A 13,167-nucleotide genomic window follows, 5' to 3' on the forward strand; every position below is an offset into this window, starting at 1 on the left:
CGATTGGATGAACCAGGTCGATCAGGGATTCAGTAAAGTTCTTTCAGGTCGGCGCAGATCATCAATATCCCCCAATCAGTCCCCTCTCCCTCCGGGAGAGGGTTAGGGTGAGGGGCTTTTGATTTTGATGTACATCAAGCCTGCTCGCGAAGGCGTCAGCTCAGGCACCACATTTATTTGCCTTGGAATGCAGCCTCACGCTTGGCAATAAACGCCGCCATCCCCTCCTTCTGATCCTGCGTGGCAAACGCCGCATGGAACACCCGACGCTCGAAGCGCACGCCCTCAGTCAGATTCACTTCAAAGGCACGATTCACGCTCTCTTTGACCATCATCGCAATCGGCAGCGACTTGCTGGCAATCACCGCCGCCACCTTCAGCGCTTCATCCAGCAACTCGTCACTCGGCACAATCCGCGCAACGATGCCGCAACGCTCGGCTTCCACCGCATCGATCATGCGCCCGCTCAGGCACATTTCCATGGCTTTCGCTTTACCCACGGCGCGGGTCAGACGCTGGGTGCCGCCCATGCCCGGCAGGACGCCGAGGTTGATTTCCGGTTGGCCGAATCTGGCGTTGTCACCGGCCAGAATGAAGTCGCACATCAACGCCAGCTCACAGCCACCGCCTAGGGCGAAACCGTTAACGGCGGCAATGATCGGCTTGCGCCGGTTGGCCACGCGATCGCTGTCGCTGAACAGATCGTCCATGTAAATCTGCGGGTAGGTCAGCTCGGCCATTTCCTTGATGTCGGCACCGGCGGCGAAGGCCTTTTTCGAACCGGTGAGGACGATGCAACCGATGTTCGCATCGGCTTCCAGCGCATCAAGGGCCTGGTTCACTTCGCTGACCAGTTGCGCATTCAGCGCGTTCAGCGCATGCGGGCGGTTGAGGGTGATCAGGCCAACGCGGCCGTGGGTTTCGAGCAGAATGGTTTCGTACGTCATGAATAAAAATTCCTTCTTAAAGATTGCGCGAAATGACCATGCGCTGAATATCGCTGGTGCCTTCGTAGATCTGGCAGACGCGCACGTCGCGGTAGATGCGCTCCAGCGGGAAGTCGTTGAGGTAACCGTATCCACCGAGGGTTTGCAATGCCATCGAACAGACTTTCTCGGCCATTTCCGAAGCGAACAGTTTCGCCATCGATGCCTCGACCAGTGCCGGTTGCCCACTGTCTCGCAGAGCGGCGGCATAATGGACCATTTGCCGCGCGACGGCGATCTGTGTCGCCATGTCGGCGAGTCGGAAAGCGACAGCTTGGTGTTCGATGATCGGCTTGCCGAAGGTGTCGCGCTCACGGGCGTAATCCCGCGCTGCTTCAAACGCCGCGCGGGCCATGCCCACCGATTGCGAAGCGATGCCGACGCGGCCGCCCTCGAGGTTGGCCAAGGCAATCTTGTAGCCCTCGCCCTCTTCGCCCAATCGATTGGCTACCGGCACTTTTACATCTTCAAAAAGAATCTGGCAGGTGTCTGAGGCGTGCTGGCCGAGTTTGTCTTCGACGCGAGCAACTTTGTAGCCCGGTGAATCGGTCGGCACGATAAACGCGCTGATGCCGCGCTTGCCGGCGCTCGGATCGGTCACGGCAAAGACGATGACGATCCCGGCGTTTTGCCCCGAAGTGATGAACTGTTTGCAGCCATTAAGCACGTAGTGATCGCCTTCCAGCCGTGCGCGGGTTTTCAGGCTGCTGGCATCGGAACCAGCCTGTGGTTCGGTCAATGCAAAAGCGCCGAGCATCGCGCCACTGGCCAGCGGTTTGAGAAAACGTTCGCGCTGATCATCGTTGCCGAACTTGAGGATCGGCACGCAACCCACCGAGTTGTGCACGCTCATGATCGTCGAGCAGGCGCCGTCGCCGGCAGCGATTTCTTCCAGGGCCATGGCGTACGCCAGGTAACCGGTGTCGCAACCGCCCCACTGTTCCGGCACGAGCATGCCGAAAAAGCCCAGCTCAGCCATCTGGCCGATGGCTTCCTTGGGGAAACGGTGCTCGCGATCCCACTCGGCGGCGAACGGCTTCAAGCGTTCCTCGGCGAACTGCCGGGCCATGTCGCGGATCTGGGTTTGGTCTTCGTTGGGAATCATGGTGAATCCTTAAATCCGGTTTACCACAATCCCCTGTAGGAGCTGCCGAGTGCAACGAGGCTGCGATCTTTTGATCTTAAAAGCAAAGTCAAAGGATCGCAGCCTTCGGCAGCTCCTACAGGGGTGGTGTGTTTAGTAGAGGCATTCCACGGCCATGGCCGTCGCTTCGCCGCCGCCGATGCAGATCGCTGCCACGCCGCGTTTGAGGTTGCGCTGGCGCAGCGCTGAGAGCAACGTCACCAGAATTCGCGCACCCGACGCGCCAATCGGATGGCCCAGCGCGCAAGCGCCGCCATGCACGTTCAGCTTGTCATGCGGGATTTCCAGATGCGTCATCGCCGCCATGCCGACCACAGCAAACGCTTCGTTCACTTCGAACAGATCAACATCACCCAGCGACCAACCGGTTTTCTTGATCAGCTTCTTGATCGCCCCAATCGGCGCCACCGGGAACAGGCCGGGGGTGTCGGCGAACGCTGCATGACCATGGATAACGGCCAACGGTTTCAAACCCAGATTCTGCGCCTGCGACTGACGCATCAGCACCAACGCCGCCGCCCCGTCAGAGATTGAACTGGAGTTCGCCGCCGTCACCGTGCCGCCTTCGCGGAATGCTGGTTTCAGCGAGGCAATCTTGTCCAGTTTGGCTTTCGGTGGCTGTTCGTCATGGCTGATCAGCACCTGTTCTTTGCCGACGGTCACGGTCAGCGGGACGATTTCGTCCTTAAAGCTGCCGTCCTTGATCGCCTGCTGCGCGCGGGTGGTCGAAGCGATGGCAAACGCATCCTGCGCTTCACGGCTGAAGTGGTTGGTTTCGGCGCAGTCTTCGGCGAAGGTGCCCATCAGGCGCCCCTTGTCGTAGGCATCTTCGAGGCCGTCGAGGAACATCGAATCAAGCACGCGGCCATGGCCCATGCGGTAACCGGCGCGCGCGCGATCCAGCAGATACGGTGAGTTGGACATGCTTTCCATGCCGCCGGCAATCACCACGTCGGCGCTGCCGGCGATCAGCATGTCGTGGGCCAGAATGGTGGTTTCCATGCCTGAGCCGCACATCTTGTTGACGGTGGTGCAACGGGTCGATTTATCCAGTCCGGCGCCCAAAGCGGCCTGACGCGCAGGCGCCTGACCGAGGCCCGCAGGCAATACGCAACCAAACAGCACTTCATCAACCGCGTCGCTGGCGACACCGGCGCGTTCAACCGCAGCCTTGATTGCAGCAGCACCGAGTTGCGGTGCGGTAAGGCTTTTCAGTTCGCCCTGAAAACCGCCCATTGGCGTGCGCACGGCACTGACGATAACAATCGGATCGTTGGAAATAGTCATGACAAATCCTCCTTACTTGGCGGCCATGCGCAAGGCGCCGTCGAGACGGATCACCTCGCCGTTGAGCATGCTGTTTTCGATGATATGCCGAACCAGCGCAGCGTATTCCGCAGGCTTGCCCAGGCGCGGCGGGAACGGCACGCCGGCGGCCAGCGATTCGCGAACTTCCGGGGTCATGCCGGCCATCATCGGCGTTTCGAAAATGCCTGGGGCGATGGTCATTACACGGATGCCGAAACGTGCCAGTTCGCGGGCGGCCGGCAGCGTCAGGCTGGCGATTGCGCCTTTCGAAGCGGAATACGCCGCCTGGCCGATCTGGCCGTCGAATGCAGCGACGGATGCGGTGTTGATGATCACACCACGCTCGCCATCAGCGTTGGCCTCGGATTCGGCGATGGCCGCAGCGGCCAGACGCAGCATGTTGAAGCTGCCGATCAGGTTGACGTTGATCACTTGCGCGAAACTGCTCAGCGCATGCGGGCCGTTCTTGCCGAGAATTTTCTCGCCACGGACGATGCCGGCGCAGTTGACCAGACCGTTGAGGCTGCCGAAGGCTTTGACGGTCGCTTGCACGGCGGCTTCAGCAGCGGCTTCATTGCTGATATCGGCAACCACGCTTTGCGCGCCCAGACGCTGAGCCTGTGCGGCGACTGCTTCGGCATTCATGTCCACCAGCATCACTTTGGCGCCGGCACTCACCAGCAATTCAGCGGTGGCCGCACCGAGGCCGGATGCGCCGCCGGTGACGATAAAAACCTTGTTCTCGATCTGCATGACTGTATTTCCTGATTCAAGCTGAAACGTTAGGCGCCGCAGCCTCTTGAGCCTTGGCGATTTCCTGGTTGCGCAAGATAAAGCGCTGCAATTTGCCGCTGGGGGTTTTGGGCAATTCGCTGACAAATTCGATTTCACGCGGGTACGCATGCGCCGCCAGACGCTTGCGTACGTGTTGGCGCAGCTCTTCGGCCAGCTCCGGCGCGGCGCGGTATTGCGCACTCAGCACGACGAAGGCTTTGACCAGTTCGGTGCGCTCCGGATCGGGTTTGCCCACCACCGCCGCCTCGACCACCGCCGGGTGTTCGATCAGCGCACTTTCCACATCGAACGGGCCGACGCGGTAGCCGGAGGTAGTGATCACGTCGTCGCTGCGGCCGACGAAGCTGATGCTGCCGTCCGGATTCCACTCGACGGTGTCGCCGCTCAGGTAATAATCGCCGACAAAGGCCTTGGTTGGCGCACCCTCATAGCCGCCGAACCAGCACATCGGTGATTGCGGGCGGTCGATGGCGAGAATGCCGGGCTGACCGACACCGAGTTCGTTGTACTGGTCATCGAGCACGACGATACGGTGGCCCGGCGAGGCGAAACCGGCGGCGCCGACGTGCACCGCGTGGTCGAGGCCGTGGTGGTTGCACAGGACCATGCCCAGTTCGGTCTGGCCGTAATGGTCATGAATGACCACGTCGAGATTGTCGGCGAACCAGCGGATCACTTCCGGGTTCAGCGGTTCGCCAGCGCTGCTGACAATGCGCAATTTGCCTTTGATCGACTTGGCGAACTCATCGCCACCGGCAATCAACAAACGATAAGCCGTTGGCGATCCGGTGAGATTGGTGATGCCGTACTTGTTGATCACCCGGCAAGTGCTCTCGAGTGTGAACGGGCCATCGTAGAAAGTGATCGGGTGCCCCATCGACAACGGGCCGGTGACGCCGAAGTAGATGCCGTAGGCCCAGCCCGGATCGGCAACGTTCCAGAACGAATCTTCCGGGCGCAGATCCACGGCGTCCCGGGTGTAGCTCTGGAACGCGACAATGGCTTTGAGTGGCACCGACAGCGCTTTCGACGGGCCGGTGGTGCCCGAGGTGAACATCAACAGGAACGGGTCTTCGCCAGTCAGCATTACCGGTTCGCAGACGTTGGAATGATTGGCTAGTTCGGCCCAGAAACTGAAGTCGCCACGGACGATGCCCTGGCCTTTCGCGCCGCCGACGGTGACCAATGTCGGGCAATCAGCGACTTCAGCGAGTTTCGGCCGGTTGACCGCGTCGGTGACCACCACTTTGGCGCCTGAGCTGTTCAGGCGATGTTCAAGGGCTTTGGGGCCGAACGCGGTGAACAGCGGCTGATACACCGCGCCGATGCGCCAGGTGGCGAACACGGTGATGAGCAATTCGATGTTGCGCGGCAGCAGGCCGGCGACCTTGTCGCCCTTCTGCACGCCCTGGGCGAGAAGGAAATTGGCAAAACGCGCGGCTTTGTCCTGCAGATCACTGAAGGTGTACGTCGCACTGGCGCCATCGCGGCCTTCCCAGAACAGCGCAATACGCCCCGGCAAGGCATGGCGGTCGCAGCATTCGACGCAGGCGTTGAGCGCCTCAAGCGTACCGCTGAGCGCGGCATCCACGGTGTGCTGATAGTTGAACTGTGCGGTGGCAGACAAGTAATCGCGCATTGCCAGAATCCCTCTGTTTTTTATTAGGCTGGGAAGCGTAAACAACAGAGGGATAGTCGCGCTGTGTGGGGGTTGGGGCAATGGTCAAAGCTATCAAAGTGGCTGACTGGTTTGGCCAAGACTGCTACCACACTGATCGTTCCCACGCTCTGCGTGGGAATGCAGCCTTGGACGCTCTGCGTCCGCTCCAGAGCTGGAACGCGGAGCGTCCCTTGAGGCATTCCCACGCAGAGCGTGGGAACGATCAAGCGTCGGGATGTGTTGGATCAGACAACCTCATTCAGGATCAGCGTGCGGTAGTGGCCGGGATTCGACCCCGACCACTTGCGAAACGCCTTATAGAACGAACTCGCATCGGCAAACCCCAATCGACTGGCAATCTCGACAAAACTGATCGAAGGTTCCGCCAGCCAGATAATCGCCAATTCCTTGCGCACGCTGTCTTTGAGGCCTTGATAGGTCTGCCCTTCCTCGGCCAGGCGCCGGCGCAAGGTCGAGGCCGACATGCACAACTGTTGCGCCAGTGCCTCGGTTTCCGGCCATTGTTCAGCGGGCAATTGCCGCAGATCCTGCTTGATCCGACTGGCGAGGCTTTCCGGGTCGCGGTACTTCACCAGGATGTTGGCCGGCGCATGGGCCAGAAAGCGCTTCAACTCTTCAGCGGAACGTTTGATCGGCAGATCAAGGCAATCGGCAGAAAAGATCATCCGCGTGCGTGACCGATCGAACCGCAGGTTTTCGGAAAACATCACCCGGTAGTCATCGGTGAAATCCGGCTCTGGGCAACGCAATTCAATGGCCAGAATCGGAATCCGCCGCCCCGCCAGCCAGCAGGCGACGCCGTGGACAATCATCCAATAGGTGAAATAGGTGAAAGCGCGGCGCGGTTCGGCGTCGTCCTCCAGCACTACAATTTCCGCCAGACTTTGCTGGCGCACCAGTTGCGCCGGCATGCGCTCCAGCATCAGTGAGAGAAAACCCAACCCCGTGCTCAACCCCGCTGCCAGTGTCGGTTGCGCCATCGCACTGCGACAGAGGAATTCGAGGCTGCCGGACTTGAGCTTGCGCGGGTCCATACCGAAAAACTCGTCATCGCCGCGCCGAGCCAACAAGCGCCAGAGCTTGGCGTACTGCGAGGCCGGCACCCGACCCTGCGCGGTTTGCAGCAGCGCCGGATCAATCCCGACCTTGTTCAACACTTCTTCCGTGGCCACGCCCAGGGCACAACTCTGCAGCAGCGCTTCACGCACCAGTTGAACGGCGATGGTGTCTTTTTCCGACATGGAGCGCGGTGAACCTTGTTGTTTTTGAGTGGTGGGCATATTACCGCAGGTGGCGAATTCAACACGAACCCCCTGTAGGAGTGAGCCTGCTCGCGATAGCGCTGGGTCTGAAAAATCAGCGCTGACTGATACGACGCCATCGCGAGCAGGCTCACTCCTACAAGGATCAATGCGAGGCAAAAATTGAGGTCGTTCAGCAACTGTTCAGGTTTATGTCAATCAATGTCATGTGAGAATGACTTTCATTATGTTACAACTTGTAACCTCTTCGAATGACTTGTTGGATACCGAATGCTCGTTCCCTTCCTGATCATGCTGCGCGAAGGCATTGAAGCCGCGCTGATCGTTGGCATTATCGCCAGCTACCTGCAACAGACTGGCCGTGGCCAATGGATGCCCGCCGTGTGGATCGGCGTATTCCTCGCCGCCGCTCTCGCCCTGCTGGTCGGTGGCGGCCTGGAACTGGTCAGTGCCGAATTCCCGCAAAAGCAGCAGGAGCTGTTCGAAGGCATCGTCGGCCTGGTGGCCGTGGGCATTCTCAGCTCCATGGTGTTCTGGATGCGCAAGGTCGCGCGCTCGATCAAGCATTCGCTGCAAGCCTCGCTGGATCACGCGCTGACCTCTTCGAAGCATCAGGTCATTGCGCTGATCGCCATGGTCTTCTTCGCTGTTGCTCGCGAAGGTCTGGAAACGGTGTTCTTCCTGCTCGCGGTGTTCCAGCAAAGCGAAGGCCCGGGCGCGCCGATCGGTGCCCTGCTCGGGCTGATTCTGGCGATCATCGTCGGCTTCCTGATCTACAGCGGCAGCATGCGCCTCAACCTTTCGGCGTTCTTCAAGTGGACCGGCCTGTTCATTCTGGTGGTGGCCGCCGGGATTCTCGCCAATTCCGTGCAAGCCCTGCATGAAGCCGGGCTGTGGAATCACCTGCAAACCGTGCTGTTCGACTTCAGCGCGACGCTGCCGATGGACGGCCCGCTGGGCTCGGTGCTGGCCGGCATGTTCGGTTATCAGGATGCGCCGACCGTCAGCACACTCGGGGCGTATCTGATTTACCTGGTGGTGGCGCTGGTGATGTTCTTTTATCCGGCTCCCGCCCCCAAGCCCTCCGCGCAATCGTCTTCCGTTTCCAGCCAATAAGGGCATCCATGTCAAAGCCTAATACTCCTCAGGCCTCCCCTCCCCGTGCCTTGCGCTGGGCGGTGGCCGGTTCGGTGGTCATCATGATCGCCGCCGGTGGCCTGTTCTGGTACGCCTCGAAAATGGCCGCGGCCAAACGTCAGCACAATCACGACGAAGTGGTGGTGAACATTCACCCGGGCCGTTGCGAGCCGAATGCGCTGACCGTGCCGGCCGGCCGCGCCAGTTTCCGCATCGTCAACCGCTCCGACCGCGCGGTGGAATGGGAAATCCTCGACGGTGTGCTGGTTGTCGAAGAGCGCGAAAACATCGCGCCGGGCCTGAGCCAGGTGATCAACGCCAATCTGCAACCCGGCGATTACGCGATCACCTGCGGATTGCTCAGCAACCCACGCGGCACCCTGCATGTGACGCCGACGGCAGCCTCTGACGCGGCGGCCAAGGCCAAACCATCGATGGTCGCTTTCGTCGGGCCGTTGTCGGAATTCCGTGTGTATCTGGCCAGCCAGAGCAGCGCGCTGATCAAAGCCGTGACCGCACTCAATCAAGCCATTGAAAGCGGCGATTTGAGTCAGGCTCAGGCGCTGTACCTGCCGGCACGCTCGGCGTATCAACATCTGGCCCCGGCTGCGCAGCGTCTGGCAGAACTGGACAACAGCATCAACGCCCGCGCCGATTACTTCGAAAAACGCGAGCAGGATCCAGCCTTCGTCGGCTTCCATCGCCTCGAATTCGGCCTGTTCCAGCAGCGCAAACTCGACGATCTGGCACCGGTTGCCCAGCGCCTGCTCAGCGACGTCACCACGCTCAAACAGCAACTGCTCGCGCAGAGCCTGCCACCCGAGCAACTGGTCAACATCGTCGTGCGCAACCTCAATACATTGGCCGACGTGCGCGCCGCCAGTGGTGAAGAAGAACGCTACAGCCACAGCGACCTCAACGGTTTCGCCGCCAATGCGCAAACCGCGCACAAAGTCGTCGATCTGCTGCGGCCAATGCTGAGCAAATCCGCCGCCGACCTGTTGCCAAAAATCGACAAGGCCTTGGCGGACTTCGACAGCGAACTCAACAGCTACAAGATCAAGGACGGCTACGCCAGCTACGACTCCGTCAGCGGCGCACAACGCAAGCAGATTGCCGACAAGGCCCAGGCTCTGGCCGACGCACTGGATGGCATCGATCCCGCCCTCGGCCTCTCCGGCCTGTAAGCAGAAGACGAATTAGCGATGAAAGATTCAGAAACGCTCAACCTGCAACGCCGCCGTGTCCTGATGGGCATGGGCGCCGCCGGTGTCGCCCTTGCCGGCTCAGCCCTGAGCTGCCCGGCCATGGCCGCCGCGCCGGCGCAAGTCACCGAAGCACCGAGCAGCGACAAGACCCAAGACCGCCACGATTTCCACGGTGTGCACCAGACCGGCATCGTCACCCCGCGCCCGGCCTCCGGCATGCTGGTGTCGTTCGACGTGCTGGCCAGTGATCGCGAAGACCTCGAGCGGTTGTTCCGCACGCTCAACGAGCGCATTGCGTTTCTGATGAAGGGCGGCCCGGTCGCACAGATCGACCCGAAACTGCCGCCGCCGGACTCCGGCATCCTCGGCCCGAACGTGACACCGGACAACCTGACCATTACCGTCTCCGTCGGCGAATCCTTGTTCGATGAGCGCTTCGGTCTGGCCGAGGCCAAGCCAAAACGCCTGATCCGCATGGTCGGCTTCCCCAACGATGCGCTGGAGGCTGACTGCTGCCACGGCGACTTGAGTTTGCAGTTCTGCTCCAACACCACCGACACCAACATCCACGCCCTGCGTGACATCGTCAAAAACCTCCCCGACCTGCTGCTGGTGCGCTGGAAACAGGAAGGCAGCGTGCCGCCACAAGCCCCGGCAAAACCCGGTGTGCCGGCGCAATCGGCGCGCAATTTCCTCGGCTTCCGTGACGGCTCGGCCAACCCGGACTCCAACGATGCCAAAGCCATGGACAGCATCGTCTGGGTGCAAGCGGGCAGCGATGAACCGGCCTGGGCCGCGCATGGCAGCTATCAAGCGGTGCGGATCATCCGCAACTTCGTTGAACGCTGGGATCGCACACCGTTGCAGGAACAGGAAAGCATCCTTGGCCGGGTGAAAACCTCCGGCGCGCCCATCGGCGGCAGCCATGAAACCGAAGTGCCGGATTACCGCAAAGACCCCGAAGGCAAACTGACCAAACTCGACGCGCACATTCGCCTGGCTAATCCGCGCACGGCTGCGACTCAGGCCAACCTGATCCTGCGCCGGCCATTCAACTATTCCAACGGCGTGAACAAGAACGGTCAGCTCGACATGGGCCTGCTGTTCATCTGTTACCAGGCCGACCTGGAAAAAGGCTTCATCACCGTGCAGACCCGCCTCAACGGCGAGCCGCTGGAGGAATACCTCAAACCGGTTGGCGGCGGTTACTTCTTCACCCTGCCGGGTGTCACGGGCGACAAGGATTTCATCGGTCGCTCGCTGCTTAACGCCACACAACCGAAAACAGCTGCATAGAACAATCCCAACACTGGAGCCGCCCCCCATGAAAAAGACGCCACTCGCGTTATTGCTAACCCTCGGTTTGCTCAACACCCCGCTGTCAGCGTTTGCCGCCACGGCACCGCTGGATCTGGTCGGACCGGTGTCGGACTACAAGATTTACGTCACCGAACAACTCGATGAGTTGGGCAGCCACACGCAGCAGTTCACCGACGCGGTGAAAAAAGGTGACCTGGCCACCGCACAAAAGCTCTATGCGCCGACCCGCGTTTACTACGAGTCGATCGAGCCGATTGCCGAACTGTTCAGTGACCTCGATGCCTCCATCGACTCCCGCGTCGACGACCACGAGAAAGGCGTGAAAGCTGAAGACTTCACCGGGTTCCACCGCATCGAATACACGCTGTTCGCGGAGAAAAGCACCCAAGGCTTGAACGAGTTGGCGGACAAGCTCAACAGCGACGTCAAAGACCTGCAAACCCGCGTGGCCGGCCTGACGTTCCCGCCGGAAAAAGTCGTCGGTGGTGCCGCCGCGCTGCTGGAAGAAGTCGCCGCGACCAAGATATCCGGCGAAGAAGATCGCTACAGCCACACCGACCTGTACGACTTCCAGGGCAACATCGACGGTGCGAAGAAAATCGTTGATCTGTTCCGTCCGCAGATCGAGCAGCAGGACAAGGCGTTTGCAGCGAAGGTCGACAAGAACTTTGCCACCGTCGACAAGATTCTGGCCAAGTACAAGACCAAGGAGGGTGGGTTTGAAACCTATGACAAGGTGAAGGATAACGACCGTAAAGCGCTGGTTGGGCCGGTGAATACACTGGCGGAAGATCTGTCCACGTTGCGTGGCAAGTTGGGGCTGAATTAAGTTTTTTAGCGCCTGTTAAGGCCCTATCGCGAGCAGGCTCACTCCTACATTTGGAATGCGTTCCCCTGTAGGAGTGAGCCTGCTCGCGATAGCGGTTGTATGACCGCCACAAATGTAAGGCCTTACAAAATCCGGTAGAGCAACCGCTCAATCCGCACCCGACTCACGCGCTTGAGAAACTTGGCCACCCCGGCCGGATACTCCGGCAGCGTCTCCAGATTCTGAAAACTGTCGATCCGCGTGGTATGGCGGAAAATCTCTTCCAGCTCCTTCGCTCGCGGCGCCAGCCACTCCCCCTTCGGATCATCAATCAACAACGCATTCTCCAGATCCAGACGGAACGCCCGTGGATTGAGGTTGTTGCCGGTCAGCAGCGTATAGCGCTGATCGACCCACATGCCCTTGAGGTGATAGGTGTTGTCACCATCACGCCACAGATGCAGGTTCAACTGGCCGCTGTCGATATTGCGCTGATGCCGTTTGGCGAAGCGGCGCAGACTGATTTCGTAGAGATACGGCAGCGCCGCGATGACCTTGAACGGCTCGCTCGGCGGGATATAGAAATCGTTGGCAGTCTTGTCACCGACCACGATGTCGATCTTCACGCCACGGGCCAACGCGCGATTGATCTCGCGGATCACGCCCAGTGGCAGATTGAAGTACGGCGTGCAGATGGTCAGCTGCTTTTGCGCGCTGGCGACCAGCTCAAGAATCGCCCGGTTCAAGGGGTTGTTCTTGCCGACGCCGAGCAACGGGGTCACGGACAAGCCCTCTCGGGCGGTGCTGCCCGTGGCGGTGTCGTATGTCGCGTATTTGAGACGGCTGCGCAAGTCGCCGATGTCGTTGCGCAGGCTGCGGGTGGTCGGCAGGTTAGGCAGATCGAGGCGATGCACGGCTTTCGACTCGATCAAGCCATGCTTGACCAGATGATGCATCGAGTCCGCCAGCTCATGGCTTTGCAGCACGTGGTAGCGGTCGAAACGGTACTTGTCGAACTTGTGCAGGTAGACGTTATTCAGGCTCGCACCGCTGTAGACCACGCAATCGTCGATCACGAAGCCCTTCAAATGCAGCACACCGAACAGTTCGCGGGTCTGCACCGGCACGCCGTAGACCGGCACTTCGCTTTCGTGCGTGCGGGTCATTTCCTGATACCACGCCGAATTGCCCGGCTGCTTGCCGGCACCGATCAGCCCGCGTTGCGCACGCAGCCAGTCGACGACCACGGCGATTTCCAGCTCGGGACGCTTGAGCTTGGCGGCGTGGAGGGCATCGAGGATTTCCTGACCGGCTTCGTCTTGCTGCAAGTACAGCGCGACGATGTAGATGCGTTGGGTCGCTGCGGCGATTTTCTCCAGCAGGCAACGACGGAACTCGGCGGCGCCGGACAGAATGGTCACAGCCTCGGCGGTCAGCGGGAAGCTGCGCAATTTAGGCAGCAAGGAGCGTTTGAAAAGCAACGGCATAGGGCTCGCAATGGGTCGAATCCGAAGAACC

Annotated in this window: 11 protein-coding genes; 4 read left to right on the forward strand and 7 right to left on the reverse strand. The window is 60.3% G+C overall.

Annotated features, from left to right (window positions below; all coding sequences use genetic code 11):
• Positions 1 to 173: 173 nt before the first annotated feature.
• The 6 genes from CQ009_RS12665 to CQ009_RS12690 all read right to left on the reverse strand — a co-directional run bounded on the left by CQ009_RS12665 (position 174) and on the right by CQ009_RS12690 (position 7,155).
• On the reverse strand, positions 174 to 947 hold the full coding sequence (locus tag CQ009_RS12665; protein WP_105706559.1) for an enoyl-CoA hydratase: 774 nt from the start codon (positions 945 to 947) through the stop codon (positions 174 to 176).
• A 16-nt stretch (positions 948 to 963) separates the two neighbouring features.
• The gene (locus tag CQ009_RS12670; protein WP_064390162.1) at positions 964 to 2,091 is read right to left on the reverse strand and encodes an acyl-CoA dehydrogenase; all 1,128 of its coding nucleotides are present in this window, start codon (positions 2,089 to 2,091) and stop codon (positions 964 to 966) included.
• Positions 2,092 to 2,223: 132 nt separating this feature from the next.
• On the reverse strand, positions 2,224 to 3,417 hold the full coding sequence (locus tag CQ009_RS12675; protein WP_105706562.1) for an acetyl-CoA C-acyltransferase: 1,194 nt from the start codon (positions 3,415 to 3,417) through the stop codon (positions 2,224 to 2,226).
• A 12-nt stretch (positions 3,418 to 3,429) separates the two neighbouring features.
• Positions 3,430 to 4,191: an SDR family NAD(P)-dependent oxidoreductase gene (locus CQ009_RS12680; RefSeq protein WP_064390165.1), complete on the reverse strand. Its 762-nt coding sequence runs from the start codon at positions 4,189 to 4,191 to the stop codon at positions 3,430 to 3,432.
• Between the two features lie 16 nt (positions 4,192 to 4,207).
• Complete coding sequence (locus CQ009_RS12685; RefSeq protein ID WP_105706564.1) at positions 4,208 to 5,872, reverse strand: AMP-binding protein; 1,665 nt, start codon at positions 5,870 to 5,872, stop codon at positions 4,208 to 4,210.
• Between the two features lie 266 nt (positions 5,873 to 6,138).
• Positions 6,139 to 7,155, reverse strand: a complete 1,017-nt coding sequence (locus CQ009_RS12690) for an AraC family transcriptional regulator (RefSeq protein WP_105706566.1) — start codon at positions 7,153 to 7,155, stop codon at positions 6,139 to 6,141.
• A gap of 291 nt (positions 7,156 to 7,446) precedes the next feature.
• On the opposite strand from CQ009_RS12690, the gene efeU reads away from it, so the two are divergent.
• The 4 genes from efeU to efeO (CQ009_RS12715) are packed head-to-tail and all read left to right on the forward strand — an operon-like array spanning position 7,447 to position 11,670.
• Positions 7,447 to 8,292 carry an iron uptake transporter permease EfeU gene (gene efeU, locus CQ009_RS12700; RefSeq protein WP_105706568.1) on the forward strand — a complete coding sequence of 282 codons (846 nt, stop codon included), beginning with the start codon at positions 7,447 to 7,449 and terminating at the stop codon, positions 8,290 to 8,292.
• 8 nt (positions 8,293 to 8,300) lie between these two features.
• The gene (gene efeO, locus CQ009_RS12705) at positions 8,301 to 9,500 is read left to right on the forward strand and encodes an iron uptake system protein EfeO (protein ID WP_105706570.1); all 1,200 of its coding nucleotides are present in this window, start codon (positions 8,301 to 8,303) and stop codon (positions 9,498 to 9,500) included.
• An 18-nt stretch (positions 9,501 to 9,518) separates the two neighbouring features.
• Positions 9,519 to 10,817: an iron uptake transporter deferrochelatase/peroxidase subunit gene (gene efeB / locus CQ009_RS12710; protein WP_105706572.1), complete on the forward strand. Its 1,299-nt coding sequence runs from the start codon at positions 9,519 to 9,521 to the stop codon at positions 10,815 to 10,817.
• 28 nt (positions 10,818 to 10,845) lie between these two features.
• On the forward strand, positions 10,846 to 11,670 hold the full coding sequence (efeO, locus tag CQ009_RS12715) for an iron uptake system protein EfeO (protein WP_105706574.1): 825 nt from the start codon (positions 10,846 to 10,848) through the stop codon (positions 11,668 to 11,670).
• A gap of 122 nt (positions 11,671 to 11,792) precedes the next feature.
• Here efeO (CQ009_RS12715) and pssA read toward each other — a convergent pair whose 3' ends face one another.
• Positions 11,793 to 13,136: a CDP-diacylglycerol--serine O-phosphatidyltransferase gene (pssA, locus tag CQ009_RS12720; protein WP_105706576.1), complete on the reverse strand. Its 1,344-nt coding sequence runs from the start codon at positions 13,134 to 13,136 to the stop codon at positions 11,793 to 11,795.
• Between the last annotated feature and the right edge of the window lie 31 nt (positions 13,137 to 13,167).

It is taken from the genome of Pseudomonas sp. MYb2 (assembly GCF_002979955.1).
In the GTDB taxonomy this organism is placed as follows: Bacteria; Pseudomonadota; Gammaproteobacteria; order Pseudomonadales; family Pseudomonadaceae; genus Aquipseudomonas.

What these genes read in the sequence shown, in the direction of transcription:
- CQ009_RS12680 (WP_064390165.1), bottom strand. Translation starts at nt 4,191, where the DNA reads ATGCAGATCGAGAACAAGGTTTTTATCGTCACCGGCGGCGCATCCGGC.
- pssA (WP_105706576.1), bottom strand. Translation starts at nt 13,136, where the DNA reads ATGCCGTTGCTTTTCAAACGCTCCTTGCTGCCTAAATTGCGCAGCTTC.
- CQ009_RS12670 (WP_064390162.1), bottom strand. Translation starts at nt 2,091, where the DNA reads ATGATTCCCAACGAAGACCAAACCCAGATCCGCGACATGGCCCGGCAG.
- CQ009_RS12690 (WP_105706566.1), bottom strand. Translation starts at nt 7,155, where the DNA reads ATGTCGGAAAAAGACACCATCGCCGTTCAACTGGTGCGTGAAGCGCTG.
- efeO (WP_105706574.1), top strand. Translation starts at nt 10,846, where the DNA reads ATGAAAAAGACGCCACTCGCGTTATTGCTAACCCTCGGTTTGCTCAAC.
- efeU (WP_105706568.1), top strand. Translation starts at nt 7,447, where the DNA reads ATGCTCGTTCCCTTCCTGATCATGCTGCGCGAAGGCATTGAAGCCGCG.
- CQ009_RS12685 (WP_105706564.1), bottom strand. Translation starts at nt 5,872, where the DNA reads ATGCGCGATTACTTGTCTGCCACCGCACAGTTCAACTATCAGCACACC.
- CQ009_RS12665 (WP_105706559.1), bottom strand. Translation starts at nt 947, where the DNA reads ATGACGTACGAAACCATTCTGCTCGAAACCCACGGCCGCGTTGGCCTG.
- CQ009_RS12675 (WP_105706562.1), bottom strand. Translation starts at nt 3,417, where the DNA reads ATGACTATTTCCAACGATCCGATTGTTATCGTCAGTGCCGTGCGCACG.
- efeB (WP_105706572.1), top strand. Translation starts at nt 9,519, where the DNA reads ATGAAAGATTCAGAAACGCTCAACCTGCAACGCCGCCGTGTCCTGATG.
- efeO (WP_105706570.1), top strand. Translation starts at nt 8,301, where the DNA reads ATGTCAAAGCCTAATACTCCTCAGGCCTCCCCTCCCCGTGCCTTGCGC.